Below are 26859 nucleotides of genomic sequence, written 5' to 3'. Positions count from 1 at the left end.
ACCGGGCGGTCGCGGACTTTGCAGACTCGTACCTTCGCGCTAGGGCGCGGGGCATGACCGACGAGCTCCGCACCGCCGCCCTGGAATCCAAAGCCTGGCCGTATGAGGAGGCGCGCAAACTCCTCAAGCGCTATCCGCAGGGCAAGCAGGGCGCGCCGATCCTGTTCGAGACCGGCTATGGCCCGTCGGGCCTGCCGCATATCGGCACATTCAACGAAGTGCTGCGCACGACGATGGTGCGTAACGCCTTCCACGCGCTGAGCGACACGCCGACCCGGCTGATCGCGTTTTCGGACGACATGGACGGGTTGCGCAAGGTACCCGACAACGTCCCCAATGGCGACATGCTCGCCACGCATCTCGGCAAGCCACTGACGCAGATCCCCGATCCGTTCGGCACCCATTCGAGCTTTGCCGCGCACAACAACGCGATTTTGCGCGAATTTCTCGACCGCTACGGCTTCGATTACGAGTTCGCGTCGTCGACCGAATATTACACCAGCGGGCGCTTCGACGAGGCGCTGAAGGGGGTGCTGCGGCATTTCCAAGGCATCCAGGACGTGATGCTGCCGACGCTCCGCGCCGAGCGCCGCGCGACCTATTCGCCGGTGCTGCCGATCTCGCCGACCAGCGGCATCGTGTTGCAGGTACCGATCGAGGTGATCGATGCCGAGGCCGGGCTGATCGCGTTCGAGGATGATGGGCAGCGGATCGAGCAGAGCGTGCTCGGCGGCAAGGCCAAGCTGCAGTGGAAGGTCGACTGGGCGATGCGCTGGGTCGCACTCGGCGTCGATTACGAGATGGCGGGCAAGGACCTGATCGATTCGGTGACGCAGTCGTCGAAGATCGCGCGCGTGCTCGGCGGCCGCCCACCCGAGGGCTTCAACTACGAGATGTTCCTCGACGAGAATGGCGAGAAGATCTCGAAGTCCAAGGGCAATGGCCTCAGCCTCGACCAGTGGCTGACCTATGGCCCGCAGGAATCGCTGGCGTTCTACGCCTATCGCGAGCCGAAAAAGGCCAAGTCGCTGCACATGGGCGTGATCCCGCGCGCGGTGGACGAATATTGGCAGTTCCGCGGCAATTATGCCGGCCAGGATCTGAAGCAGAAGCTCGGCAATCCGGTCCACCATATCCATGACGGCAAGCTGCCCGAGGGCGAATTGCCGGTGACGTTCGGGCTGCTGCTCAACCTCGTCGGCGTGATGGGCGATGCGAGCAAGGCGCAGGTCTGGGGCTATCTGGCGAATTACGTCCCCGATGCGTCGGCGGAGAGCTATCCCGAGCTCGACAAGCTGATCGACCATGCGCTGGCGTACGGCCGCGATTTTGTCGCGCCGACGCTCAAGCGGCGTGCACCCGAAGGCGTCGAGATCGCGGCGCTCGAGCGGCTCGATGCCGAACTCGCCGCGCTGCCCGCCGATGCGAGCGCCGAGGATGTGCAGAACATCGTCTACGAGATCGGCAAGACCGGCGGGTTCGAGACCCTGCGCGACTGGTTCAAGGCGCTGTACGAGACGCTGCTCGGCTCCGAACAGGGGCCGCGCATGGGCAGTTTCATCGCGCTGTACGGGATCGACAATTCGCGCAAGCTGATCGCGGAGGCGCTCGCCCGCCCCGCTGCCTGACACTCCTTACGAGGGTATACCCGATGCGCATGTTCTTCGACGACCGGCAGCGGGCGCATGCGCCGACGCAGGAGCTGCACAATGGCGGCTTCACGACCTATGCGGAGATGCCCGCGCGGGTCGATGCGATCCTGGCGGCGCTGGGGCCGGTCGAAACGCCGGCGGATCGCGGCGAGGCGCCGATCCTCGCGGTGCATTCGGCGGCCTATGTCGCGTTCCTGAAAGACGCGGCGCGGTTGTGGCGCGAGGCGGGGCGGACGGGGGATGCGATACCCTATGCGTTTCCGATCCGCGCGCGGCGGCCGCTCGACCTGACGCGGATCGATGCGCTGATCGGCGCGCACAGCTTTGACGCAACGACGCCGATCACCCCCGACAGCTGGACCGCCTCCTATGGCAGCGCGCAGTCGGCGCTGGCCGCGACGCACGCGGTGCTGGAGGGCGACCGCGCGGCGTTCGCGCTGTGCCGGCCGCCCGGCCATCATGCGGGCGCGGACTATTGCGGCGGCTATTGCCATCTCAACACCGCGGCGATCGCGGCGCAGGCGGCACGCGACGCGGGTGTCGCGCGCGTCGCGATCCTCGACATCGACTATCATCACGGCAACGGCACGCAGGACATCTTCTACGACCGCAGCGATGTGTTCTACGCTTCGGTCCATGCCGATCCGCGGACCGACTATCCCTTCTTCTGGGGGCATGCGGACGAGACGGGGGACGGCGACGGTCTGGGCGCGACGCTCAACCTGCCTTTGCCCCACGGCACAACGATCGACGCGTTTCGCACGGCGCAGACGACCGCGCTCGACGCGATCGCGACGTTCGATCCGGGTCTGCTCGTCGTCAGCTTCGGCGCGGATACGTGGGAGGGGGATCCGATCTCGCATTTCGCGCTGACCACGCCCGATTATGCGGTGCTGGCGCGCGATATCGCGGCGCGCGGCTGGCCGACTGCGATCGTCATGGAGGGCGGCTATGCGGTCGATGCGCTCGGCCACAATGTCGACAGCTTCCTGCGGGGATTCTGACATTTCAGGGACGGGTATCGCGGCGGGGACGCCGGCCTATCGCGGGCTGACGCTGGCGATGTTGTTCGCGGGGTTCTCGACCTTCTCACTACTCTATTCGGTGCAACCCCTGCTGCCGTCGTTCGCCGCGCAGTTCGGGCTCAGCGCGGAGGCGGCGTCGCTCGCGGTCTCGCTGGCAACCGGGCCGCTCGCGATCGGGATCCTGTTCGCAGGGGCCGTGTCCGACCGGCTCGGGCGGCGGCCGCTGATGATCGCGGCGATGTTCGCGGCGGGTGCGCTGACGCTGGCGACCGCCTTGGTGTCGGGGTGGAGCGGATTGCTCGTGCTGCGGTTCCTGACGGGGCTCGCGCTCGCGGGGGTGCCGGCGGTGGCGATGGCCTATGTCGCCGAGGAGGTCGATTCGGCCTCGGTCGGGGGTGCGATGGGGCTGTATATCGCGGGCAGCGCGATCGGCGGGATGGGTGGGCGGCTGGTCGCGAGCCTGGTCGCCGATTTCGGCGGCTGGCGGTTCGCGATCGCCGCGGTCGGGGTCGCGGGGCTGGCGATGGCCGAAGCGTTTCGCCGGCTCGCCCCGCCGTCGCGCAACTTCACACCGAGCGGTGGACGACCCGCCGCCCTCGTCCGCGATGCGCGCGCGCTGTTCGCCGACCGGGCGATGCCGCTCCTGTATCTCGAGGCGTTCCTGCTGATGGGGGTGTTCGTCACCATCTATAATTATGCGGGATTCCGGCTGATGGGGCCGCCCTACGGGCTCAGCCAGTCGGCGGTGGGCGCGGTGTTCCTGCTTTATGTGCTGGGGTCGATCAGCTCGGCGCGGTTCGGGACGCTCGCCGGGCGGCTGGGGCGGCGGACGATCTTCTGGGTGCCGGTGGTGGTGCTGATCGCGGGCGTCGCGCTGACCGCGATGCAGCCGCTGGTGCTGGTGATCGCCGGGATCGCGGTGGTGACGATCGGCTTCTTCGGCGCGCATTCGATCGCGAGCGCCTGGGTCGGGCGACGCGCGCAGAATGTCGCGGGCGGTGGCGCGCGCGGGCAGGCGGCGGCGTTCTACCTGTTCTTCTATTATATGGGGTCGAGCGTGCTGGGCTCCGCGGGCGGGTTCGCGTGGACGCATGCCGGCTGGCCCGGCGTGACGGACTTTTGCCTGGTCGTCGGCGGTGCGGCACTGGCGATCGGGCTGAGGCTGCGCGCGGTGCCACCATTGCGGGTCGAGCCGGTGGCAACGCCGCGGATGCCGGTGCCCTGAACCTCAGCGCGAGGCGATATCGATCGCGTCGCCCGGTGGCAGTTCCGACAGCGACCGCGCGACCGCGTCTGTGGCATCCATGACGCGCAGCATGTTGCCGCCGGCGAGCCTGGCCATGTCGGCATCGCTCCAGCCGCGGCGCGCGAGTTCGGCGAACAGCAGCGGATAGCCGTCGACGCCGGTCATCCCCTCGGGCCCGGTGCCGTTGATCCCGTCATAATCGCCACCGAGGCCAACATGATCGCGGCCAGCCACCCGCGCGATATGCTCGACATGATCCGCAACGGTCGCGGCGGTGACACGCGGTTCGGGATGGTCCCGGTCCCAGGCGACCAGCGGCGCAGGCGAACGCGCGCCATAGACGTTGGCGGGCACGCCTGCAGTCTTGGCTAAGGCGGTCCGGTCGGCATCCCAGGCCCGCCACGCGGTCGAGACGAAGGCGGGATAGAAATTGACCATGACGATCCCGCCGTTTGCGCCGATTGCGGCAAGCAGGTCGTCGGGAATGTCGCGCGGTGCATCGGTCAGCGCGCGGGCGCTGGAATGCGAGGCCATCACCGGCGCCTTGGCCGCGGCAAGGACCGCGCGCATCGTCGCGTCGGAGACGTGGCTGACATCGACGATCATGCCGATCCGGTTCATCTCGGCGACGACCGCGCGGCCGAAATCGGTGAGCCCGTTCGCCCGCGGCGCATCGGTCGAACTGTCCGCCCAGTTCAGGCTCTTGCCGTGCGTCAGCGTCATGTAACCGACGCCGAGCGCGCGGTACTGGCGCAGCACGGAGAGGCGCCCGTCGATCTGGTGCCCGCCCTCGACCCCGATCAGCGACGCGATCCGCCCCGCCTTCTCGATCCGACGGATATCGGCGGCGCTGGTCGCGCGTTCGAGCGCGGCGGGGTTGGCGGCGACGAATCGGCGGACGATGTCGATCTGTTCGAGCGTCATCTCGACCGCGCGCGGGCCGGTCATATCTGCGGGGATCCACACCGACCAGAATTGTGCGCCGACACGGCCCTTGCGCAAGCGGGGAATGTCCGTCTGGAGCGGGCGTGTGTCCGCAGCGAGATCGAGCGATTCGACCTTCGCGCCGTGTACGTCGCGGATTTCCCAGGCGAGGTCGTTATGGCCGTCGATGACCGGGGTCTTCCTGAGCACCCGGTCGACACGTGCCGCGACGCGGGGGTCGGGGGCGACCGGCGCCACGCTTGCCTGCGCGGCGATCAGGAGCAGGGCGGTGATCATGCCGCGCCATCGTGCCCGCCGCATCGCACGGCGGCAAGGGGATCAGTCGTCGTCCTCGGGGGGGCCGAGTTCGTTGACCCATTCCTGATTGTGGACGACGGTCGAGCGGACCGGGCGCCCCGCGGCGTCGAGCCAGGGCCGGTAGCGATAGCGCAGTTCGATCAGCCGGCAGGTGGTCGCGTCGAGCACCGCATTGCCGCTCGAACGCGTGATGCTGCACCCGGTGACGCGGCCGGTTGTCTCGACGGTGTAGCGGACACCGACCACGCCGCCCGCGCCGATGATCGCCTCCGCATTGGGGAAGTCCCTGTTCCTGAACCGCCCCTTCAACAGCCGCGGCGGGCTCTCGTCACCGCCATCGCCGTCGCCGTCGCCATAGCGGCCGCTGCCGGTACCGTCGCCCTCACCGCCCGCGCCAGTGCCGGGCCCCGGGACCGGCGCGGCGCCGGTCGTCGCCGCACTGCCGACGCCGGGCTTGAGCGCGGCGACGATCGGCGGCGGGATGACGGGCGGGACGATCGGGATCGGGGCGACGAGCTCGGTCGCCTTCGACCGGAGATTGGCGGGTGATGCGGCACCTTCGGGCCGGTGGCTCTTCGCCGGGCGGGGCACGACTTTTTCCAGCGGCGGCGGCGGGGGCGGCGGCCCGACCGCGAAGGTCTTGAGCGCGTCGGGGATCGCCGACGGGAGGCTGACGCCGAGGCCGAGGATCAGCGCATAGCCCAGTGCTGCACACAGGGCAGCGGCGCCGGCGGCGGACAGGAGCCGGTCGCGCGGATGGGGTTGGACGCCGTACATGACTGATATCTGGGGAGGATGGCGCGGGGCGGCAAGCGTTCGGGCCGCGGCGCTGTCCGGGGGGTTGGTGGGTGGGGAGGAGGACGGGCAATATGGGTCCGTCTATCCTCCCCCTCCGTCAGGCTATGCCTGCCACCTCCCCCTGCCGGGGGAGGCTTTGCGGGTTAGAGCTTTTCGGTCAGTTCGGGGACGATCTTGAACAGATCGCCGACCAGGCCGATGTCCGCGACCTGGAAGATCGGCGCGTCCTCGTCCTTGTTGATCGCGATGATCGTCTTCGAATCCTTCATGCCCGCGAGGTGCTGGATCGCGCCCGAGATGCCGACTGCGACATAGACTTCGGGGGCGACGATCTTGCCCGTCTGGCCGACCTGATAGTCGTTCGGGGCATAGCCCGCATCGACCGCGGCGCGGCTTGCACCGACGCCCGCGCCCAGCTTGTCCGCGAGCGGATCGATCAGCGCGTGGAACTGGTCGCTCGAGGCCAGCGCACGGCCGCCCGAAACGATGACCTTCGCGCTGGTCAGTTCGGGACGCTCGTTCTTGGCGATCTCCGCGCCGGCAAAGGTCGACAGACCCTTGTCGCCGGTCGAGGCGACCGCCTCGATCTCGCCCGAGCCGCCTTCGGTGGCGGCCTTTTCGAACGCGGTGCCACGGACGGTGATGACCTTCTTCGCGTCCGACGACTGGACGGTGGCGATCGCGTTGCCCGCATAGATCGGGCGCGTGAACGTGTCGTCGCTCTCGACCGAGAGGATGTCGCTGATCTGCATGACGTCGAGCAGGGCTGCGACGCGCGGCGCGATATTCTTGCCGTGCGTGGTCGACGGCGCGACGAACGCGTCGTGATGCCCCATTAGCTCGACGATCAGTGGCGCGACGTTTTCGGCGAGCGCGTGCGCGAACGCCGCGTCATCGGCGACGTGCACCTTGCCGACGCCGGCGATCTTCGCAGCGGCGGCGGCGACGGCGTCGACCCCCTGCCCTGCGACCAGCAGATGGACTTCTCCGAGCTTGCTCGCGGCAGTGACCGCGGAAAGCGTGGCGTCCTTGACGACCTGACCGTCATGTTCGACCCAAACGAGCGTCTTCACTTTGCGACTCCCATCGTCTTGAGTTTGCCGACGAGCTCATCGACGTCAGCGACCTTGATCCCCGCCGAGCGCTTGGCGGGCTCGACGACCTTCAGCGTGGTCAGCCGCGGCGTCACGTCGACACCGAAGTCGGCCGGCGCCTTGGTCGCCATCGGCTTCGACTTGGCCTTCATGATGTTCGGCAGCGACGCATAGCGCGGCTCGTTGAGGCGAAGATCGGTGGTGATGATCGCGGGCAGCTTGAGCGTGTCCGTCTCCGCACCGCCATCAACTTCGCGCGTCACATGGACCGAGTCGTCGGCGATCTCGACCTTCGACGCGAACGTGCCCTGGCCCCAGTTGAGGAGGCCGGCGAGCATCTGCCCGGTCTGGTTGTTGTCGTCGTCGATCGCCTGCTTGCCGAGGATGACGAGGTCGGGCTGTTCTTCCTTGACGATCTTGGCGAGGATCTTGGCGACGCCCAATGGCTCGACCTTGGTCTCGCTGAGGACGAGGATCGCGCGGTCGGCGCCCATGGCGAGCGCGGTGCGCAGCGTTTCCTGGCTCTTCTGCTCGCCGATCGACACGACGACGATCTCGGTCACGCCCTTGTCCTTCAGGCGGATCGCTTCCTCGACCGCGATCTCGTCGAACGGGTTCATGCTCATCTTGACGTTCGCCAGATCGACGCCCGTTCCGTCCGCCTTCACGCGAGGCTTCACGTTGTAGTCAAGCACACGCTTGACCGGCACCAGCACCTTCATCGGGATTCCTTCCAAGGTGAATATGTTCGTTTCGCCCGCCGGTTACCGGCTGCGTTGGTGCGACAGATGGCGGTTTCGCGTCGTTTTCGCAAGTGCGGTACGGAAACATCGGATACCGTAGCGTCACGACGACCGCCCCGTCGGACCGGCTGCGATACCAACGAAAAAGGGCCCGGACGTTTCCGTCCGAGCCCCGTTTTTCGCGAAGTCAGTATGCGAGGCCGACAGCGTTTACGCCGCGACCTTCTGCACCTCTGCGACGATCTTCTTGGCGGCGTCGCCAAGGTCGTTCGCGGGGACGATTGCCAGGCCGGAGTTCGCGAGGATCTCCTTGCCCTTCTCGACATTCGTGCCCTCGAGGCGGACGACCAGCGGGACCGACAGGTTCACTTCCTTCGCCGCCGCGACGATGCCGTCGGCGATGATGTCGCACTTCATGATGCCGCCGAAGATGTTGACGAGGATGCCCTTCACGTTCGGATCCGCGAGGATGATCTTGAACGCCGCGGTCACCTTCTCCTTGTTGGCGCCGCCGCCGACGTCGAGGAAGTTGGCCGGGAACATGCCGTTGAGCTTGATGATGTCCATCGTCGCCATGGCGAGGCCGGCGCCGTTGACCATGCAGCCGATGTCGCCGTCGAGCTTGATATAGGCGAGGTCGTACTTCGACGCCTCGAGCTCGGCGGGATCTTCCTCGGTCTCGTCGCGCAGCTGCAGCAGGTCCTTGTGGCGGAACAGCGCGTTGCCGTCGAACGCGACCTTCGCGTCGAGCACCATCAGCTTGCCGTCGTTGGTCACCGCGAGCGGGTTGATCTCGATCTGCTCGGCATCGGTGCCCATGAACGCGTCATACAGCTTCGACGCGGTGTTCGCGGCCTGCTTGGCGAGATCGCCGGTCAGTTCGAGTGCTGCGGCAACGGCGCGGCCGTGATGCGGCATGAAGCCGGTCGCCTGGTCGATGTCGATCGACTGGATCTTCTCGGGCGTGTCATGCGCGACCGCCTCGATGTCCATGCCGCCTTCGGTTGAGGCCACCATCATCACCCGGCCGGTGGTGCGGTTGAGCGTCAGCGCGAGGTAGAATTCCTTGTCGATGTCGACGCCGTCGGTGACGTACAGGCGGTTGACCTGCTTGCCCGCGTCACCCGTCTGGATGGTGACGAGCGTGTTGCCGAGCATGTCGGTCGCGGCCGCGCGAACCTCGTCCTCGGTCTTGGCGAGGCGGACGCCGCCCTTGGCGTCGGGGCCGAGCTCGACGAACTTGCCCTTGCCGCGGCCGCCGGCGTGGATCTGCGCCTTCACGACATAGAGCGGTCCGGGGAGCTTCTTCGAGGCCTCGACGGCTTCCTCGACGGTCAGCGCCGCGAAACCGGCGGGGACGGGGACGCCGAACTTGGCCAGCAGTTCCTTGGCCTGGTATTCATGGATGTTCATCGGGAAGGCTCCACGCAATTTTTAGGAAACTCGGGAATTGCCAGCGCGTAAAGCACAGGGCGCGCCGCAAATCCACCCTTAAGGCATTTGCACTTGCGTCTCGTTCGCAATAGAGCGAGGGGATCGCTGATTTTTGGCCATTTTAGGGATGCGCGCCGCAGCGGATCGAAACGCCTGCCGGATCACAAACATTTGCGGAAAAGTAACCCTTTTCGTGCCAGAGTTGAACCATGACAGACCCCGCCTACGACTCGCCTGAGACTCGGACCGGTGAAGAGCCCGGTGGAGAGTTGCGCCGGGCGTTGCGCAAATCCGTCAGGATGCGTGCGCACCTGCGCGACCGCGGCCAGACGCGGTTCGAGATCGAAGTGACCGACCTCTCACTGTCGGGGTTCCGGGCCGAGACCAGCTTCACGCTCTGGCCGGGGACGGTCGTGTGGCTGACATTGCCCGGCCTCGCCGCGCTCGAGGCGGTGGTCGCGTGGCGCGACAAGTTCAAATATGGCTGCGCCTTCGCCAAGCCGCTGCACCCCGCGGTGTTCGATCACATCGTGGCGCTGTCGCAGCGGTAACCCGGCGACCGCACCACGATCCGACAGCGGCGCGTCAGTCGAACAGGCTCGAGACGCTCGTTTCATCCGCGATCCGCTTGATCGCCTCGCCGAGCAGCGGAGCGATCTGCAGGTGGCGGATCTTGCCATGCGCGCCCTTGATCACGTCATGATTGCCGATTGAATCGGTGATGACGAGCTCGCGCAGCTCTGAGCCCTCGACCCGCGCGACCGCGCCGCCCGACAGCACGCCGTGCGTGACATAGGCGACGACGCCCTCGGCGCCTGCCTCCATCAGCGCGGCCGCCGCATTGCACAGCGTGCCCGCCGAATCGACGATGTCGTCGACCAGGATGCAGAAGCGGCCCTCGACCTCGCCGATGATGTTCATCACCTCCGATTCGCCGGCGCGCTCGCGACGCTTGTCGACGATCGCGAGCGGCGCGTTGTTGAGCCGCTTGGCGAGCACGCGCGCACGCACCACGCCGCCGACGTCGGGGGAGACGACCATCAGGTTCTTGCCCTTGAACCGCGCAAGGATATCCGCGGACATGACCGGCGCCGCATAGAGATTGTCGGTCGGGATATCGAAGAAGCCCTGGATCTGCCCGGCATGGAGATCGACCGAGAGGACGCGGTTGGCGCCCGCGACGGTGATGAGGTTGGCGACGAGCTTGGCCGAGATCGGCGTGCGCGGGCCGGGTTTCCGGTCCTGGCGGGCATAACCCATATAGGGGATGACCGCGGTGATGCGGCGTGCCGACGCGCGCTTCAGCGCGTCGATCATGATGAGCAATTCCATGAGGTTGTCGTTCGCCGGAAAGCCGGTCGACTGGATCACGAACACGTCCTCGCCGCGGACATTCTCGTTGATCTCGACGAACACTTCCTCGTCAGCGAAGCGGCGGACGCTGACATCGGTCAACGGAGTCTCGAGATAGGCGGCGATCTCCTGCGCCAGAGGCAGGTTCGAATTGCCGGTCATCAATTTCATCAAAATCGCTCCACGCCCTGTCGCACGCCCCTTAGTCCCGGTGTTTCAATGGGGAAAGGGGCGAAGGGGTTTGCCGGGGGGCGCCCCGCTTCGTACAGCGCAGGGCATGACCGTCATAACCCGTTTCGCCCCCTCGCCCACCGGCCGGCTGCACGTCGGCAACATCCGCACGGCGCTCCACAACTGGATGTTTGCGCGCGCGCAGGGCGGACGCTTCCTGCTGCGGATCGACGACACCGATGCGGCACGGAGCGAGGAGCGGTTCGTCGACGCGATCCGTAGCGATCTCGACTGGCTGGGGATGACGCCCGATGGCGAGGAACGCCAGTCGGCGCGGTTCGCGCTGTACGAGGGGCGGTTCGCGGCGCTGGTCGAAAGCGGCGATATCTATCCGGCGTATGAGAGCGCGCAGGAGCTCGACCTCAAGCGCAAGATTCAGGCGGGGCGCGGGTTGCCGCCGATCTATGATCGCGCGGCGCTGGCTCTCACCGACGCGCAGCGCGCGGTGTTCGAGCGCGACGGGGTGGCGCCGCACTGGCGATTCAAGCTCGATCACGACACGCCGATCGCGTGGACCGACCTGATCCGCGGCGAGCAGCATTTCGAGGCGCGGACGATGAGCGACCCGGTGATCCGGCGCGCGGACGGGTCGTGGCTGTACATGCTGCCGTCCGCGATCGACGATGCCGATATGGGCGTGACTCATGTCGTGCGCGGCGAGGATCATGTGTCGAACACCGCACTGCAGCTGCAGATGTTCGCAGCGCTCGGTGTGCCCGCGCCGCAGTTCGCGCACGAAGCGTTGCTGACCGGGGCGGAAGGGAAATTGTCCAAGCGGCTGGGCTCGCTCGGCGCGGATCATTTCCGCGAGGTAGGGATCGAGCCGCAGGCGGTGCGCGCGCTGCTCGCGCGGATCGGGACGAGCGATCCGGTCGAGCCGATCGCCGACGCTGCGCCGCTGATCGCGACGTTCGACTTCGCCCGGTTCGGCCGCGCGCCGGCGCGGTTCGACGAGGGCGAACTGGCGCAGCTGAATGCGCGGATCGTGCATGCGCTGCCCTTTGCCGACGTCGCCGACCGCCTGCCCGAGGGCATGAGCGAGGCCGCATGGGAGGCGGTACGTCCGAACCTAATGACGCTCGCCGATGCCGCCGACTGGTGGCAGGTGATCGAGGGGCCGGTCGCGGTCAAACCCGTCGGCGGGGACGAGGATGCGACGTATCTCGACCAGGCGCTGGCCGCGTCCGCGGCGATCGACTGGGCAAGTGACCCCTGGCATGCACTGACGAGCCGGTTGAAGGCGGAGACCGGGCGCAAGGGCAAGGCGCTGTTCCTGCCGCTGCGCCGCGCGCTGACCGGACGCGATCACGGGCCCGACATGGCCGCACTGCTGCCGCTGATCGGGCGCGAGCGGGCACTGGCGCGCCTCGCGGCGGCACGCGCCGGCTGAGGCTTGAACGAGCGGGCTGAAACCCCGCTGACCGCCCCTGATCCGACGGCGTGCAAAACGGTTCCGATCGCGCTTGCGCGGCGCATGTAATGATGTACCATTTCACGTGGCGGTATCGATCGCGCCGCCATCCTCGAGGAGATGCGAAGGAGACGGACGGATGTACGCGGACAGAATGAGCCGGACGGGCGGATTGAACCCCGGAAGCCTGGGCGTCGCGCTGGCGATCAACGGCGTGGTGATCGGGGCGTTGTTCTTTGCAGCACCGGAACTGGTGCCGTTCACGCCGCCCGACCCGCCACTCACAATCTATATCCCGCACACCCCGCCGCCGCCCACGCCGGTGCCGCCCGCCGATCCGCTGGTCCGCCAGCAGCCGCGCCCAGCGCCGCGGCCCGATGCACCGGTCCGGCAGGTGCCGACGCCGGCCACCGAGGGGTTCGAGGTTGTGCCCGACCCGCTGCCCTTCAACCCGCCGATCGACGTCGTCGGCACGGGCACAGGCAGCGTGGCGGTCGATCCGCCCAAGCCGTCGCCCCTGTTCGTCCAGCCGGGCATCGACCCGCGCTATGCCGCGGATTTCCAGCCGGGTTATCCGTCCGAGGAACGCCGGGCCGGGCGCGAGGGGCGAGTCGTCCTGCGCGTGCTGATCGGTGCGGACGGGCGCGTGAAACAGGTCGAGCGGGTCACCGCCACCAGCGACGCCTTTTATCGCGCGACGCTGGACCGGGCGCTGACGAAGTGGCGGTTCAGGCCAGCGACGCGCGACGGGGTCGCGGTCGAAGCGTGGAAGACGATGAACCTGTCGTTCGTGCTGGAAAACTGAGCCGCGGGCGACGACCCGCCGCAAGGATGGGCCTGCAGGTCGGCCCCCCGGGTCGTCGCCCAAGGTACTGGCCTTGGGGGGCCTGCATGCCTATCTTTGCGCGATGGGCTCTTTCAGTCGTTTCTCGCCGGTCCGCGCCTATCGCGACCTCCGCCTGTTCCTCCGGGGCCGGCAGCCGTACGAGCTTGGCTTTCTTGCGCTGGCGATGCTCGTCACGGGCTTCCTGATCTACGCCTTCTCGAAGGACAGCTATGCCGAGCGCGAGTATCGGCCGAACATCGTCTATGTCGAGCAATGGCCCGCGGATCGCACCGATGCGCAGATCGTCGCGCAGCAGAAGATCGACGCGCCGATCAAGGCCGCGCGCCTGGCTGAGCAGAAGAAGCGCGAGGAGGAAACCCGCGCGTCGTTCAAGCGGATGGACGACAAGCTGAAGGCGCTGGGGATCTGACCATCGAATCCGGCCGGTTTGTCGGGGCAGCGCTGGCGCTAGCTGCGCGGGGACGTGGGCGGACGGCACCCAACCCTTGTGTCGGCTGCGTGATCGTCTCGGACGGGCGCGTCGTCGGGCGCGGCTGGACGCAAGCAGGCGGTCGGCCGCATGCCGAGGCGATGGCACTGGCGCAGGCGGGCGCGAAGGCGCGGGGAGCCACGGCCTATGTGACGCTCGAACCCTGCGCGCATGAATCGCTGCGCGGGCCGGCATGCAGCGACCTGTTGATCGCGGCGGGCGTGGCGCGGGTCGTCGCGGCGTTGCAGGATCCCGATCCGCGAACCGCAGGGCGCGGGTTGGCGCGGTTGCGCGACGCCGGGATCCGCGTCGAGACGGGTGTGCGCGCCGTCGAGGCGCGACGGTCGATGGCGGGGTTCCTTACACGACTCGCTCGCGGTCAGCCGCATGTCACGCTGAAGCTTGCGACCTCGCTCGACGGCTGTATCGCGATGGCGGACGGGTCAAGCCGCTGGATCACCGGGCCACAGGCGCGCGCGCATGCGCATCTCGAACGGAGTCGGCACGAGTCGATTCTGGTCGGGCGCGGGACGTTCGAGGCGGATACGCCGCGACTCGACGTGCGGCTGGCCGGGCTCGAATCGCGGGCACCGCGCCGCGTGCTGCTGTCGCGGACAGCGCCCGATGCGGACGCGGGATGGCACGTCATCGCCGATCCGCAGGATATTGCGGCCCTGCCCGGCGACCATCTGCTGGTCGAGGGCGGCGCGGCCGTAGCGTCGGCGTTCCTTGCCGCGGACCTGGTCGATCGGCTGCTGCTGTACCGCGCGCCGATTCTTATCGGGAACGGCCGGCATTCCATTGGCGACATTGGTCTCGGCGATCTTTCCAGCGCGCATGGACGCTGGTCGATCGTCGATTCACGGCAACTTGGCAGCGACCGAGTCGAGGTCTACGAGCGCGAGCGAAACGAGGGATAATGTTTACCGGAATCGTCACCGACATCGGCACAATCACCAGCGTGGCGCAACAGGGCGACACACGCGTGGTCATCGCGACCGCCTATGATCCCGCCACGATCGACCTGGGCGCGTCGATCGCGTGTTCGGGCGTCTGCCTGACCGTGGTCGACAAGTCCGCGGGCGGCGACGGGCCGCACTGGTTCGCGGTCGACGTCTCGGGCGAGACGATCAGCCGCACCGCGCGCGACCAGTGGACGCAAGGTCGCCCGCTCAATCTCGAACGCGCGATGAAGCTTGGCGAGGAGCTGGGCGGGCATATCGTCACCGGCCATGTCGACGGGCTCGGGACGGTCGTGTCGGTGGTCGAGGAGGGCGGATCGCACCGCGTCACCGTCCGCGCCGGCGCGGACATCGCGCCGTTCATCGCCGCCAAGGGATCGGTCACGATCGACGGCGTGTCGCTGACCGTCAACACCGTCCGCGATGTCGACGGCCCTGATGGGAAGAAGGCGGTTGAGTTCGGCCTGAACATCATCCCGCATACCTGGGGCGTGACCACGCTCGGGACGATCGAGACGGACCGGACGGTCAATATCGAGATCGACGTCCTTGCCCGCTATCTCCAACGGATGGAGCATTACCGTGTCAATGCCGGCTGAACGCAGCGCCGAACTCGGGCGCCTGAAGCATGGATATCTGTCGAGCCCCGAAGAGATCATCGACGAGGCGCGCAACGGCCGGATGTTCATCCTGGTCGATGACGAGGACCGCGAGAATGAGGGCGACCTGGTCATCCCCGCGCAGATGGCGACGCCCGAGAAGATCAACTTCATGGCGAAGTTCGGTCGCGGGCTGATCTGCCTCGCGCTGACCCGAGCACGGACAGAGGAACTTGGGCTCGAGCTGATGAGCCGCAACAACGGCACGCGGCACGAGACCGCGTTCACCGTGTCGATCGAGGCGCTCGAAGGCGTGACGACGGGCATCTCGGCGGCGGATCGCGCGCGGACGATCGCGGTGGCCATCGATGCGACCAAGCAGAAGGCGGACATCGTCACCCCCGGCCATGTCTTCCCGCTCGTCGCGCGCGACGGCGGCGTGCTGATCCGCGCCGGGCATACCGAGGCGGCGGTCGACGTCGCGCGGCTGGCCGGATTGAACCCCTCGGGCGTGATCTGCGAGATCATGAACGAGGACGGGACGATGGCGCGGATGGACGACCTCGTCACCTTCGCGCAGTTCCACAATATCAAGATCGGCACGATCCGCGACCTGATCGCCTATCGCCGCCGCTACGACCATCTGGTCGAGAAGCGCGCCGAGGCCAGGTTCACGTCCGAATGGGGCGGCGACTGGACCGCGCTGACCTTCTGGAACAAGGCGACGGGCACCGAGCAGGTCGCGCTGGTCAAGGGCCGGATCGACCCCGCCAAGCCGACGCTCGTCCGGATGCATGCGCTGTCGCCCTTCGCCGACATCTTCGGCGAATCGGGCGATCGCGGCCGGATCCTGGCACGGTCGATGCAGATGATCGCCGACGAGGGCGCGGGCGTGATCGTCGTCATCAACCGGCCGCGCGGCAACGCGTTCACCTCTGCCGTGCTGAAGAAGGCAGGCGCGGAGATCACCCCGGACATGGAAGAGCTGCGCGACTACGGCGTCGGCGCGATGATCCTGACCGAGCTCGGCGTCCATGACATGGTGCTGATCACCAACACCCACCACACGCTGGTCGGGCTCGACGGCTATGGCCTGTCGATCGTCGGCGAACGCCCGATCGCTCCCCTCGACACCGAAAAGGCTCCCAACTGATGGCGCATATCCTGATCGTCGAAGCGCGGTTCTACGACCATCTGAACGACCTGCTGATCGAAGGCGCGCGCGCGGCGATCGAGGCGGCGGGGCACAGCCACGAGACGATCACCGTCCCCGGCGCACTCGAGGTGCCCGGCGCGATCGCGCTGGCGGCCGAGAGCGAGACCTATGACGGCTATGTCGCGCTGGGTGTCGTGATCCGCGGCGAGACCTATCATTTCGAGATCGTCGCGGGCGAGAGCGCGCGCGGGATCATGGCGCTGACGATGGACGGCCTGCCGATCGGCAACGGCATCCTGACCACCGAGAACGAGGCGCAGGCGCTCACGCGTGCGCGCCCGACCGAGGGCGACAAGGGCGGCGGCGCGGCGAAGGCGGCGCTCGCGATGCTGGCGCTGAAGGACCGCTTCGTCGCGTAGGATGCGTAGGCGTTCGGACGTCCGCCCTCATCCACCCACGATCGCCCTGGTCATTCCTCGGGAGTGTCGCGCAGGGCGGCCTCGACCTCTTCGGCAGTGATTCCGAACGCGGCGGCCAGCGCGGCGATCGACGCGCCGCGTGCGGCGAGCGTGCGGATGCGGGCGGGGTCGACGATCGTCGTATAGCCGCGGGTGTCGCGTTCGGTCTTCGTCTCCTCGCCGCTGCGCGCACGCGCGCCCGAGCGGCGGCGCTTGGCGATCTTGAGCGCTTCCTCGTCATTGGCGGGCGGCGCGTCGAGGCGCGCGCGGATCCGCTGCGCTTCCTCGACCCGGCGGGCTTCGCGCGCACGTTCACGGTCCTGCGAGAGCGCATCGCGTTGCGCGGCGCGCGCTTCGGCGCGCTGATCGGTCGCGGCAAGGCGGTCCTGCGCGCGCTGTTCCCGCTCGCGGGCACGCTCTTCGGCGCGGCGGGCCGCGCGATCCGCGGTGCCGGGCAGCAACGGGCCGGGGCCGCGGTCGTTCAGCGGCCAGGCCGATGCGGGGCTGGATTTGGGGGGCGATTTCGGCGGGCCCCAGCCGTCGGTCATGTTATGTCCTGTCGTCACCGGTGCGCCGCGCACGACGCGAAAGCCGCGCTGCTATGCGATGGCGTCACCGGTGACAATCAGGCGGTCGGCTTAGGCGGGCACGGTTTCCAGCGCCGGATAGTCGATATAGCCCTCTGGGCCCTGGCTATACCAGGTCTTCGGGTTATCCTGCGCCAGCGGTGCGCCGGTGCGCAGGCGCTCGGGCAGATCGGGGTTCGCGATGAACGTCCGGCCGAAGCTGATCGCATCGGCATCGCCCTTGTCGAGCTCGGCCTGCGCCTTTTCGAGCGTGTCGTAATCCGAGTTCACGACCAGCACGCCCTTGAAGACCTTGCGGATTGCCGGGCTGAGCTTTGGCACGTCGGTCTTGCCGAAGGTGCCGTCGGGACCCGGCTCGCGCAGCTCGAGGAAGGCGATGCCGAGATCGGACAGCGCCTTGGCGGCGGCGGTGAACAGCGGCTCGGGGTTGCTGTCGTCGACGCCCTGCGAATCGCCATTGGGCGAGAGGCGGACACTGGTGCGATCGGCGCCGGCGACCGAGATCACACGCTCGGTGACTTCGCGAAGCAGGCGGATGCGGTTCTCGATGCTGCCACCATAGTCATCGGTGCGGCTGTTCGCGTTGTCGCGCAGGAACTGGTCGATCAGATAGCCGTTCGCGGCATGGATCTGGACGCCGTCGAACCCGGCTTCCAGCGCGTTCTTCGTCGCCAGCTCATAGTCGTTCAGCAGCCGCGGAATCTCGTTCAGCTCGAGCGGACGCGCGACCTCGAAATCCTTCTTGCCCTCGAACGTATGCGCCTGGCCTTCGGTCTTGGTCGCGGACGACGAGACGGGCTGGCCGCCGATCACCGACGAATGAACCTGGCGTCCCATATGCCAGAGCTGTGCGATGATCCGGCCGCCGGCGGCGTGCACCGCTGCGGTGACGGGCTTCCACGCCTCGACCTGAGCCTGCGTCCACAGGCCCGGCGCGAACGGCCAGCCCAGACCTTCGCGGCTGATGCCGGTGGCTTCCGAGATGATCAGGCCGGCGCTGGCGCGCTGCGTGTAATAGTCGACCATGAGGTCGGACGGGACGGCGTCCTTGTCCGAACGCCCGCGGGTGAGCGGCGCCATGAGGATGCGGTTGGGCGCTTCGACGGCGCCGAGCGTGATGGGATCGAAAAGGCTTGGCATGGGGGCTCCTTAATGCCTGACGGGGGCAAGATAGGACGCTACAGCGCGGCATGCATCGCCCCGCCCCGCAAAGAATATCTAGCGTGCCCGAAACGCCGACGGCGACGACGACCGGCGCCCCCGGTACGCTCGCGTTCGGCGCGCTGCTGATCGCCAATGTCGCGCTCGCATTCGGGCCGTGGTTCGTTCGTGCGACCGAGGTCGGACCGGTCGCGGCGGGTTTCTGGCGGCTGACGCTGGCGGTGCCGTTTCTCGTCCTGCTCGCAGCGCAGCAGGGCGCGCGACCGACGCGGCTCGGGCGCGGCGTCTGGATCGGGCTGATCGCGGGCGGCGTGTGCTTCGCCGCGGATCTCGGCAGCTGGCATCTCGGCATCCTGCGCACCACGCTCGCCAATGCGACGCTGTTCGGCAATGCGGCGACGCTGATGTTTCCGATCTACGGGTTTCTCGTCGCGCGGACCTGGCCGACGCGGACACAGGGCTGGGCGCTGATGCTCGCCGCGGCAGGCGCGGCGCTGTTGCTCGGGCGCTCCTATCAGCTCGATGCGAAGAACCTGGCGGGTGACCTGCTCTGCATCCTCGCGGGGCTGCTTTATACGGTGTATTTCATCCTGATGGCGCGCGCGCGGACGACGCTCGCCCCCTTGTCCGCACTGGTGCTGTCGACCCTGGCGGGCATCGTGCCGCTGCTGGTGTTCGCGCTGGCGATGGGCGAGCGGATCGTACCGGCGCAGTGGGGGCCGCTGATCGGGCTCGCGCTGTGCAGCCAGGTGCTGGGCCAGGGATTGATGATCTATGCGCTCGGGCGGTTTTCGCCGCTGGTGATCGGCATCGCGCTGCTGATCCAGCCGGTCGTCGCAGGGACGGTCGGCTGGCTGGTCTATGGCGAGCGGCTCGGCCTGCCCGATCTGGCCGGCGTGGTGATGGTGGCGATCGCGCTGGTGCTGGTCCGCCGGACGCCGGCCGATCGCCCCCCTATTGAAGAGGCGCTCGACACGCCTGATCTTGGACGGCAGGAGACGGTATGACCCAAGACCTCACGCTCGACGAAATCCGTTCGCTGCTCGCCCCCGGCATCGCCGCCAATGCGGCGTTCGACGGGTGGAGCGACGCGGCGCGCGACATGGCGGCGGACGCGGCGGGAATCGACCGCGACGTCGCCGCGCTCGCCTTCGAAGAGGGACCGGTCGACATGATCGACGCGTGGTTCGCCGATATCGACGTCGCGATGCTCGCAAGCCTGCCGCCCGAGCGGCTGTCGGCGATGAAGATCCGCGCACGGATCGCCGCGCTGATCGAGGCCCGGCTGCAGGCGACCGCCGCCGACCGCGAATCGCTGCGCCGTGCGCTGGCGATCCTCGCCTTGCCGCAGAATCTGACCAAGGCGGGGCGGCTCGGCTGGCGGACGGTCGACACGATCTGGCGCGCCGCGGGCGATGTCGCGACCGATTACAATCATTATACCAAGCGGACGATCCTGCTCGGCGTCTATGCCGCGACCGTCACCGTCTTCCTCGACGACGACAGCGAGGGGTTTGCCGAGACGCGGGCGTTTCTCAGCCGGCGGATCGACGGCATCATGCGGTTCGAAACCGCAAAGTCGGGCTTTCTCAAGCGGACAGAGCATGGCTTCAGCCTGTCGCGGTTCGTCGGGCGGTTGCGCTATCCGGTGGCGTGAGCCGGTCGCGGCGCGCCGTCACGCGGCGATGGAATGCACGCAATCTGCGTCAAGTGCGCGTGCCGGGGCTTCCCTTGGCGATCCGTTACTGATAATCAGTCGCATCATGGACACTCGCCCCGATCGTTCCGTCAGTCTCGAAACGCTGCCCCGCAAGCAGCATGGCATCGTCGCTGCGATCGACTGGGCCAGACTGGCAGGCCCGGAGGCACGCCGGTTGCGCGAACTCGGCTTTGACGAGGGTGTCGATGTCGAGGTTCTTCACCGCGCGACGCTGGGCCAGGGTCCGATCGCCTGCCGGATCGGCCGGATGACCGTCGCATTGCGGCGTGCGGTCGCAGGTGCGATTCGCGTATCACCCACGCCAGCCGCCGCAGAATAATCAGCCTGGCATTATGAACGCAGCACCGCTGGTCGCGCTGGTCGGCAATCCCAATGCCGGCAAGAGCGCGCTGTTCAATGCGCTCACGGGTGCGCGGCAGAAGGTCGGCAACTATCCAGGCGTGACGGTCGAGCGCAAGGCCGGACGGCTGACGCTCGACGACGGCCGCCCGGTCGAGCTGGTCGACCTGCCCGGCGCCTACAGCCTCGAGCCCTCCTCCCCCGATGAGCGCGTCACGCGCGACGTCGTCACCGGAACGCAGGACGGCGAACGCCTGCCCGACGCGCTGGTCGTGGTCGTCGATGCCGCCAATCTCGACAATCACCTGCGCTTCACGCTCCAGCTGATCGCGCTCGGCCTGCCCGTCGTGGTGGCGCTCAACATGGTCGATCTCGCCGAACGCGACGGGTTGAAACTCGATGCGGCGGTGCTTTCGCGAGAACTTGGCGTGCCGGTGATCCCGACCGTCGCGGTCCGCAAACGCGGGCTCGACGCGCTGCGTGCGATCCTGACGCAGACCGTCGTCAACGGTCCGATCCGGCTGCGCAAGTCGGACGGCAGTGTGCAGGACGACATCGTCACGCTGCAGCGGCGCGCGCGCGACATCGCGACGGCCGCCACGCTGTCCGAGACGCCGGTACGGCGCTGGACGCACATGCTCGACGGGGTCGCGCTGCATCCCATCGCCGGGCCGGTGCTACTGCTGGCGATCATGTTCCTGATGTTCCAGGCGGTCTTCAGCTGGGCGCAGCCGTTCATGGACCTGATCGACGGCGGCTTCACGGCGCTGCAGGCGTTCATCACGTCGGAGCTTCCCGATTCGCTGCTCCGGTCGCTGCTGGTCGACGGGGTGATCAAGGGCGTCGGCGCTGTGATCGTGTTCCTGCCGCAGATCCTGATCCTGTTCCTGTTCATCCTCGTGCTCGAGGCGAGCGGTTATATGGTCCGCGCGGCGTTCCTGATGGACCGCGTGATGGCGAGCGTCGGGCTGTCGGGGCGCGCGTTCATCCCGCTGCTGTCGAGTTTCGCCTGCGCGATCCCCGGGATCATGGCGACGCGGACGATCGACGACGAGAAGGACAGGCTGACGACGATCCTGATCGCGCCGCTGATGACCTGCTCCGCGCGGCTGCCGGTCTACACGCTGATCATCGGCGCATTCATTCCCAACACGCAGGTCCTGCCGTTCGTCGGCCTTCAGGGGCTGGTGATGCTCGGGCTGTACGTGATGGGCATCGTCGGTGCGTTCGTCGCCGCGCTGGTGCTGCGCCGGACGGTCACCAAGGGCGTGTCGTCGGGCTTCATGATGGAGATGCCGAAATATCAGTGGCCGCAGTGGCGCGACGTCGGCATCGGCCTGTGGAGCCGCGCGCAGATCTTCCTGAAGCGTGCGGGCGGCATCATCCTGGTGTCGACCGTGATCCTGTGGGTGATGCTGAGCTTTCCCAAGCCGCCTGAAGGCAGCAAGGTGTCGCCGGTCGATTATTCGGCGGCGGGACGGATCGCCAACGGCATTGCCCCGGTGTTCGCGCCGATCGGCTTCAACCGCGACATCGTGCTTGCACTGATCCCGGCGATGGCCGCGCGCGAGGTTGCGGTCGCGGCGATCGGCACGGTCTATGCGATCGACGATCCCGACAGCAACCAGGGCGGCAAGGCGATGGTCGAGAATCTGCGCGGCCGCTGGACCCTGCCGACCGCGCTCGCCTTCCTGATGTGGTTCGTATTCGCGCCGCAGTGCATCTCGACGATCGCCGTCACGCGTCGCGAGACGAACGGGTGGAAATGGCCGGCGTTCATGGTTGGCTATTTGTTCGCCGCCGCCTACATCATGGCCGGAATCACATATTGGCTGGCGGTGTTCGCCGGCCTCTGAGGGGCATCATGGCAGGCAGCGTCAACAAGGTCATCATCGTCGGCAATCTCGGCCGCGATCCCGAAAGCAAGCAGTTCCAGAACGGCGGCAAGGTCGTCAATCTGCGCATCGCGACGTCCGAGTCCTGGAAGGACAAGATGTCGGGCGAGCGCAAGGAAAAGACTGAATGGCATTCGGTTGCCATCTTCAACGAAGGCCTCGCCAACGTCGCGGAGAAGTATCTGCGCAAGGGCTCGAAGGTCTATATCGAGGGCGCACTCCAGACGCGCAAATGGCAGGACGCGCAGGGCCAGGACAAGTATTCGACCGAGATCGTGCTGCAGGGCTTCAACAGCGTGCTGACGATGCTCGACGGCCCGAATGGCGGCCAGGGCGGCGGCGCAGGCGGTGGCGGTGGTAGCCGCGGCGGCGGCGACGATTGGGCCGGCGGCGGCAACGACTTTGGCGGCGGCTCGTCAGGCGGCGGCGGTTACGGCGGCGGCGGCGGTGGTCGTTCGGCGCCGTCGGGCGGCGGCAGCGGTGGCGGCGCGCGCGGCGGCAGCTTTGGCCAGACCGGCGGGTTCTCGGACGATCTCGACGACGACGTGCCGTTCTAAGCATCGTGACGCCGCCCGTTTCGACTCCAGTAGCGCCGAGCGTGTACGACGAGGCGGCGCGATCACGCGTCATCTCGTCCTACGATGTCGCGGGCGCGCGCATGCAGGGTGAGCTGGACGACATCGTGTCGTTCGCAGCCCGGTTGTGCGATGCGCCGATCGCACTGCTGAGCCTGGTCGAGGAGGAATATCAGCGGTTCCTTTCACGCAGCGGCACCGATCTCGACCAGACGCCGCGGAGCCAGTCCTTCTGTGCGCATGCGATGCACCATCACGACGTGATGGAAGTGCCCGACGCGCAGGCCGATCCGCGGTTCGTGGACAACGCGCTCGTCACCGGTGCTCCGCATGTCCGCTTCTACGCGGGGGCGCCTCTGGTCTCGAGCGAAGGCGTGCCGCTCGGCGCGCTGTGCGTGCTGGCGACGACCTCGCGGGCGGGGCTTACGCCGTTCCAGCGTGACGGGCTGACACTGCTGGCCAAGGCGGCGATGGGGCGGCTCGACGATCGCCGGACCGCGCGCGAACAGGCCTTTGCCGAGGCGCGGGCGCGGCGCACGCTCGAGGCGAGCGATCTGCGGTTCCGGACGCTGGCCGATACGATGCCGCAGATGGTCTGGTCGACGCTGCCCGACGGCTTCCATGATTATTACAATGCGCGCTGGTACGAGTTTACCGGCACGACGCCCGGCACGACCGATGGCGAGGGCTGGAACGACGTGTTCCATCCCGAGGACCAGGACCGCGCCTGGACGATCTGGCGCCATTCGCTCGCGAGCGGCGAGCCCTATACGATCGAATATCGGTTGCGGCACCGGGACGGCACCTATCGCTGGGTGCTCGGCCGCGCTTTGCCGGTACGCGACGACCAGGGCGCGATCACGCGCTGGTTCGGGACCTGCACCGACATCCACGAGCAGAAGCTCGCCTATGAAGAGCGCGAGGTGATCAGCCAGGAGCTGAGCCACCGGATCAAGAACATCTTCGCCGTCATCGCCGGACTCATCGCCTTTTCCGCGCGCGGCAAACCCGAATTCGCCGGGATCGCGACCGACCTGCGCCACCGCATCACCGCGCTGGGCCGTGCACACGACTTCGTCCGCCCGCACAGCACCCAGTCGCGTCCGGAAGCCCCGCAGGACAGTCTGAAGGGCCTGCTGGGCGATTTGTTCGAACCCTATCGGCAAGACGGGACGGATCGTCTGGTCGTGATCGGCGACGATGTGCGGATCGACGATCGTTCCGCGACCCCGCTCGCCCTGCTGTTTCACGAGCTCGCGACGAACGCGACGAAATACGGCGCGCTGTCGACCGTCGATGGGCATGTCGCGCTGACGATCGGGCATGACGGGGACGGCGCCACGGGCACGGTGCGTCTGACCTGGCGCGAGCAGGGTGGCCCGCCGATCGCGCACCCGACGAGCCATAAGGGTTTTGGCAGTCAGCTGATCGAAATGAGTGCGGTTCGCCAGTTGGGCGGGACGGTGCGGCGCGATTGGCGTCCCGAGGGGCTGTGCGTCGAGATCGGGGTCCCCCTCCCCTCCTTCTGCCGCTGACCGCGCGGTCTCCCCGTCAGTTCCCGCGCCGTCGGATCTGGATCAGTTCGCTACCGCCGCGTAGCGCCTGACCCGTGGTCGCCAGTTCGGCGGCGGCGAGGATCGCGGCATCGTTGAACGGCTTGCGGATATAGCCGAGGCAATCGGCGTCGCCGATCTGGCTGGGATTGGCGGTGACGAAGACGACCTTCACGCCGTGATCGCGCGCAATCGTCTCCGCAATCGACGGACCGGTCGGACCGTCGCGCAGATTGACGTCGACAAAGGCGAAATCGCATCCGGCCGCGGCGATGAGCGCGGTTTCGCGGTCCGCCGCGATCGCCACGACGTGATATCCCGCGTCGATCAGGATCCTTTCGAGATCCAGCGCGACGAAGATTTCATCTTCAACGATCATGGCGGTCTTGGTCATTGTCGTGGCAACCGTTGGCCGGGCTATCCGTTCCTTCGGTTTATTGATTTGAATCAAGAACGTGTAGCGAATTGAAACAAATAACCTGTGTTACCGGGGGAGCGCCCGGGTCATGCCCCCGGTTCGCCCCGCAACAGGAATACGGCGTGCTCGGCGAGCAGGTTGGCAGCCGCCGACGTCGTCTGCTTGTCGCCCGACAGGAACCAGGCACCCTCGACGATCACACCGCGCTGCCGGAGGAACGCCCGGAAGTCGTCGATCGTGACGTGATGGATGTTGGGGGTGTCGTACCAGCTTTCGGGCAATTGCCGCGTGACCGGCATCCGCCCGCCCCACAGCAGCGACAGCCGCACGCGCCAATGCGCGAAGTTGGGAAAGCTGACAAAGGCGCGCCGACCGATCCGCAGCAGATGGTCGAGCACCAGGTCGGGCGCGCGCGCGGTCTGCAATGTCTGGCTGAGGATCGCATAGTCGAAGCTGGCATCGGGATAGCCCTGCAGGTCGACATCGGCGTCGCCCTGGATCACCGACAGGCCGCGGCCTACCGCGGCCGCAACGTTGCCCGGATCGATCTCCAGCCCGCGCGCATCGACCGCGCGCTCGTCCCGGAGCGCCGCCATCAGCGCGCCGTCGCCGCATCCGACGTCGAGCACGCGCGACCCACGGTCCACGTGATGCGCGATGATCCCCAGGTCGGCGCGCAGCGTCTCCTGCTGCGTCGGGGTGCTCATGCCCCTGCCCTCAGAAATCCGTCGACGACGCGGTTGAGCTCGGGCGCCTCAAGCAGAAACGCGTCATGGCCGTACGGGCTGCTGAGCTCGACGAAGCTGACCGGCGCGCCTGCGGCATTGAGCGCCTGGACGATGCTGCGCGATTCCGCGGTCGGATAGAGCCAGTCGGTGTCGAAGCTGACGAGGCAGAAGCGCGCGCTCGTCGCGCGGAAGGCGTTGGCGAGCAGCCCGCCATGCTCCTCCGCGAGATCGAAATAGTCCATCGCGCGGGTGATATAGAGATAGGAGTTCGCGTCGAACCGGTCGGTGAAGGCGAGCCCCTGATGCCGCAGATAGCTCTCGACCTGGAAATCGGCGTCGAAGCCGAACGACTTGGCGTCGCGGGCCTGCAGCCGCCGCCCGAACTTCTCGGTCAGCCCGGCTTCCGACAGATAGGTGATGTGCGCCGCCATCCGCGCGACCGCGAGCCCCGCGGTCGGCGCGGACTCGTCGTGATAATCGCCGCCGCGCCAGTTCGGATCGGCCATCACCGCCTGGCGGCCAACCTCGTGAAAGGCGATGTTCTGCGCGGTGTGGCGCGCGGTCGATGCGATCACGACACAGGCGCGGACCCGGTCGGGGAAGGTCGCGGGCCAGCTCAGCGCCTGCATCCCGCCCATCGATCCGCCGACCACCGCCTGCAGCACGTCGATGCCGAGATGGTCGAGCAGCATTGCCTGTGCGCGGACCATGTCGCGAATCGTGATGACCGGAAACCCCATCGCCCAGGCGCGCCCAGTCGCGGGGTTGATCGTCGCAGGCCCCGACGAGCCCATGCAACTGCCGAGCACATTGGCGCAGACGATGAAATGCCGCGCGGGATCGATCGGTCGCCCCTCACCGACCATCCGCGTCCACCAGCCGGGCTTGCCGGTCCGCGGATGCGTCGAGGCGACATGCTGATCACCGGTCAGCGCATGACAGATCAGGACCGCGTTCGAGGCGTCGGCATTCAGCGTGCCATAGGTTTCATAGGCAATGTCGACCGGCGACAGCAGGACGCCGCCATCGAGCCGCAACGGTCCCGGCAAGGTCACGCGACGCGCCAGGCCGAAGCGCGCGTCGGTCGTCCGGTCGGGATCAATCGTGTCGAGCATGACGCGTCCGCTACCACAACCATTTGCCACTGCGCCACACCGACCGCT

28 protein-coding genes are annotated in these 26859 nt (G+C 67.6%); 17 read left to right on the top strand and 11 right to left on the bottom strand.

Annotation, left to right across the window (positions count from 1 at the left end):
- Window positions 1-53 precede the first annotated feature (53 nt).
- The 3 genes from IFT87_RS05990 to IFT87_RS05980 are packed head-to-tail and all read left to right on the top strand — an operon-like array spanning window position 54 to window position 3902.
- Window positions 54-1628 (top strand): lysine--tRNA ligase, encoded by a 1575-nt coding sequence (locus tag IFT87_RS05990; RefSeq protein ID WP_192007874.1) that lies wholly within the window; start codon window positions 54-56, stop codon window positions 1626-1628.
- Window positions 1629-1651: 23 nt separating this feature from the next.
- The gene (locus tag IFT87_RS05985) at window positions 1652-2656 is read left to right on the top strand and encodes a histone deacetylase family protein (protein WP_031441774.1); all 1005 of its coding nucleotides are present in this window, start codon (window positions 1652-1654) and stop codon (window positions 2654-2656) included.
- The gene (locus tag IFT87_RS05980) at window positions 2628-3902 is read left to right on the top strand and encodes an MFS transporter (RefSeq protein WP_037531152.1); all 1275 of its coding nucleotides are present in this window, start codon (window positions 2628-2630) and stop codon (window positions 3900-3902) included. The genes IFT87_RS05985 and IFT87_RS05980 overlap by 29 nt, the downstream gene beginning before the upstream one ends.
- A 3-nt stretch (window positions 3903-3905) precedes the next feature.
- Here IFT87_RS05980 and IFT87_RS05975 read toward each other — a convergent pair whose 3' ends face one another.
- From IFT87_RS05975 to sucC, 5 genes are all read right to left on the bottom strand, one after another.
- Complete coding sequence (locus IFT87_RS05975) at window positions 3906-5144, bottom strand: dipeptidase (protein ID WP_031440444.1); 1239 nt, start codon at window positions 5142-5144, stop codon at window positions 3906-3908.
- Between the two features lie 42 nt (window positions 5145-5186).
- Window positions 5187-5942, bottom strand: a complete 756-nt coding sequence (locus tag IFT87_RS05970; RefSeq protein ID WP_192007872.1) for an energy transducer TonB — start codon at window positions 5940-5942, stop codon at window positions 5187-5189.
- 164 nt (window positions 5943-6106) lie between these two features.
- Window positions 6107-7036 (bottom strand): electron transfer flavoprotein subunit alpha/FixB family protein, encoded by a 930-nt coding sequence (locus IFT87_RS05965; protein WP_031440307.1) that lies wholly within the window; start codon window positions 7034-7036, stop codon window positions 6107-6109.
- On the bottom strand, window positions 7033-7779 hold the full coding sequence (locus IFT87_RS05960) for an electron transfer flavoprotein subunit beta/FixA family protein (RefSeq protein WP_192007871.1): 747 nt from the start codon (window positions 7777-7779) through the stop codon (window positions 7033-7035). The genes IFT87_RS05965 and IFT87_RS05960 overlap by 4 nt, the downstream gene beginning before the upstream one ends.
- A 231-nt stretch (window positions 7780-8010) precedes the next feature.
- Window positions 8011-9213: an ADP-forming succinate--CoA ligase subunit beta gene (sucC, locus tag IFT87_RS05955; protein WP_031440309.1), complete on the bottom strand. Its 1203-nt coding sequence runs from the start codon at window positions 9211-9213 to the stop codon at window positions 8011-8013.
- 230 nt (window positions 9214-9443) lie between these two features.
- Between sucC and IFT87_RS05950 the strand changes: the two genes are divergently transcribed.
- Window positions 9444-9785: a PilZ domain-containing protein gene (locus IFT87_RS05950; RefSeq protein ID WP_042466950.1), complete on the top strand. Its 342-nt coding sequence runs from the start codon at window positions 9444-9446 to the stop codon at window positions 9783-9785.
- Between the two features lie 34 nt (window positions 9786-9819).
- On the opposite strand, the gene IFT87_RS05945 is transcribed toward IFT87_RS05950, so the two are convergent.
- A complete protein-coding gene (locus IFT87_RS05945; protein ID WP_031440310.1) occupies window positions 9820-10758 on the bottom strand; it encodes a ribose-phosphate pyrophosphokinase in 939 nt (312 codons plus the stop codon).
- A gap of 106 nt (window positions 10759-10864) precedes the next feature.
- Here IFT87_RS05945 and gltX point away from each other — a divergent pair, with 106 nt between their 5' ends.
- From gltX to ribH, 7 genes are all read left to right on the top strand, one after another.
- Window positions 10865-12208 carry a glutamate--tRNA ligase gene (gene gltX, locus IFT87_RS05940; protein ID WP_037531543.1) on the top strand — a complete coding sequence of 448 codons (1344 nt, stop codon included), beginning with the start codon at window positions 10865-10867 and terminating at the stop codon, window positions 12206-12208.
- A gap of 160 nt (window positions 12209-12368) precedes the next feature.
- Window positions 12369-13034: an energy transducer TonB gene (locus tag IFT87_RS05935; RefSeq protein ID WP_056673274.1), complete on the top strand. Its 666-nt coding sequence runs from the start codon at window positions 12369-12371 to the stop codon at window positions 13032-13034.
- A gap of 103 nt (window positions 13035-13137) precedes the next feature.
- Complete coding sequence (locus tag IFT87_RS05930; RefSeq protein WP_031396092.1) at window positions 13138-13485, top strand: hypothetical protein; 348 nt, start codon at window positions 13138-13140, stop codon at window positions 13483-13485.
- Between the two features lie 2 nt (window positions 13486-13487).
- Window positions 13488-14465 (top strand): bifunctional diaminohydroxyphosphoribosylaminopyrimidine deaminase/5-amino-6-(5-phosphoribosylamino)uracil reductase RibD, encoded by a 978-nt coding sequence (ribD, locus tag IFT87_RS05925; RefSeq protein WP_192008167.1) that lies wholly within the window; start codon window positions 13488-13490, stop codon window positions 14463-14465.
- On the top strand, window positions 14465-15106 hold the full coding sequence (locus IFT87_RS05920; protein WP_037531591.1) for a riboflavin synthase: 642 nt from the start codon (window positions 14465-14467) through the stop codon (window positions 15104-15106). Before ribD ends, IFT87_RS05920 begins: the two co-directional genes overlap by 1 nt.
- Window positions 15096-16259 (top strand): 3,4-dihydroxy-2-butanone-4-phosphate synthase, encoded by a 1164-nt coding sequence (ribB, locus tag IFT87_RS05915; protein WP_037531593.1) that lies wholly within the window; start codon window positions 15096-15098, stop codon window positions 16257-16259. The genes IFT87_RS05920 and ribB overlap by 11 nt, the downstream gene beginning before the upstream one ends.
- Window positions 16259-16681, top strand: a complete 423-nt coding sequence (gene ribH, locus IFT87_RS05910; RefSeq protein WP_031440486.1) for a 6,7-dimethyl-8-ribityllumazine synthase — start codon at window positions 16259-16261, stop codon at window positions 16679-16681. Before ribB ends, ribH begins: the two co-directional genes overlap by 1 nt.
- Window positions 16682-16731: 50 nt before the next feature.
- Here ribH and IFT87_RS05905 read toward each other — a convergent pair whose 3' ends face one another.
- A complete protein-coding gene (locus IFT87_RS05905) occupies window positions 16732-17268 on the bottom strand; it encodes a hypothetical protein (protein WP_236701578.1) in 537 nt (178 codons plus the stop codon).
- Between the two features lie 90 nt (window positions 17269-17358).
- Window positions 17359-18447 (bottom strand): alkene reductase, encoded by a 1089-nt coding sequence (locus IFT87_RS05900; protein WP_107931028.1) that lies wholly within the window; start codon window positions 18445-18447, stop codon window positions 17359-17361.
- 50 nt (window positions 18448-18497) lie between these two features.
- Between IFT87_RS05900 and IFT87_RS05895 the strand changes: the two genes are divergently transcribed.
- From IFT87_RS05895 to IFT87_RS05870, 6 genes are all read left to right on the top strand, one after another.
- The gene (locus tag IFT87_RS05895; RefSeq protein ID WP_082451174.1) at window positions 18498-19475 is read left to right on the top strand and encodes a DMT family transporter; all 978 of its coding nucleotides are present in this window, start codon (window positions 18498-18500) and stop codon (window positions 19473-19475) included.
- A complete protein-coding gene (locus IFT87_RS05890; protein WP_037529961.1) occupies window positions 19472-20125 on the top strand; it encodes a COQ9 family protein in 654 nt (217 codons plus the stop codon). The genes IFT87_RS05895 and IFT87_RS05890 overlap by 4 nt, the downstream gene beginning before the upstream one ends.
- A gap of 106 nt (window positions 20126-20231) precedes the next feature.
- Entirely contained in the window at window positions 20232-20507 is a 276-nt protein-coding gene (locus IFT87_RS05885; RefSeq protein ID WP_031394931.1) for a FeoA family protein, read from the top strand.
- Window positions 20508-20520: 13 nt separating this feature from the next.
- Window positions 20521-22383 carry a ferrous iron transporter B gene (gene feoB / locus IFT87_RS05880; protein ID WP_031439774.1) on the top strand — a complete coding sequence of 621 codons (1863 nt, stop codon included), beginning with the start codon at window positions 20521-20523 and terminating at the stop codon, window positions 22381-22383.
- Window positions 22384-22391: 8 nt separating this feature from the next.
- Window positions 22392-22979 carry a single-stranded DNA-binding protein gene (ssb, locus tag IFT87_RS05875; protein ID WP_192007870.1) on the top strand — a complete coding sequence of 196 codons (588 nt, stop codon included), beginning with the start codon at window positions 22392-22394 and terminating at the stop codon, window positions 22977-22979.
- 5 nt (window positions 22980-22984) lie between these two features.
- On the top strand, window positions 22985-24532 hold the full coding sequence (locus IFT87_RS05870; protein ID WP_306286268.1) for a sensor histidine kinase: 1548 nt from the start codon (window positions 22985-22987) through the stop codon (window positions 24530-24532).
- A 16-nt stretch (window positions 24533-24548) separates the two neighbouring features.
- On the opposite strand, the gene IFT87_RS05865 is transcribed toward IFT87_RS05870, so the two are convergent.
- The 3 genes from IFT87_RS05865 to metX all read right to left on the bottom strand — a co-directional run bounded on the left by IFT87_RS05865 (window position 24549) and on the right by metX (window position 26811).
- Entirely contained in the window at window positions 24549-24944 is a 396-nt protein-coding gene (locus IFT87_RS05865) for a response regulator (RefSeq protein ID WP_031439515.1), read from the bottom strand.
- A 110-nt stretch (window positions 24945-25054) separates the two neighbouring features.
- Entirely contained in the window at window positions 25055-25675 is a 621-nt protein-coding gene (gene metW / locus IFT87_RS05860; RefSeq protein WP_031439516.1) for a methionine biosynthesis protein MetW, read from the bottom strand.
- Window positions 25672-26811 carry a homoserine O-acetyltransferase MetX gene (gene metX / locus IFT87_RS05855; RefSeq protein WP_031439517.1) on the bottom strand — a complete coding sequence of 380 codons (1140 nt, stop codon included), beginning with the start codon at window positions 26809-26811 and terminating at the stop codon, window positions 25672-25674. The genes metW and metX overlap by 4 nt, the downstream gene beginning before the upstream one ends.
- Window positions 26812-26859 lie beyond the last annotated feature (48 nt).

The organism is Sphingomonas sp. CFBP 8765, from assembly GCF_014841445.1.
GTDB lineage: Bacteria > Pseudomonadota > Alphaproteobacteria > Sphingomonadales > Sphingomonadaceae > Sphingomonas > Sphingomonas aerolata.
The sequence above is the reverse complement of the archived record's forward strand: the minus strand, read 5'-3'. Positions and strand labels throughout refer to the sequence as shown.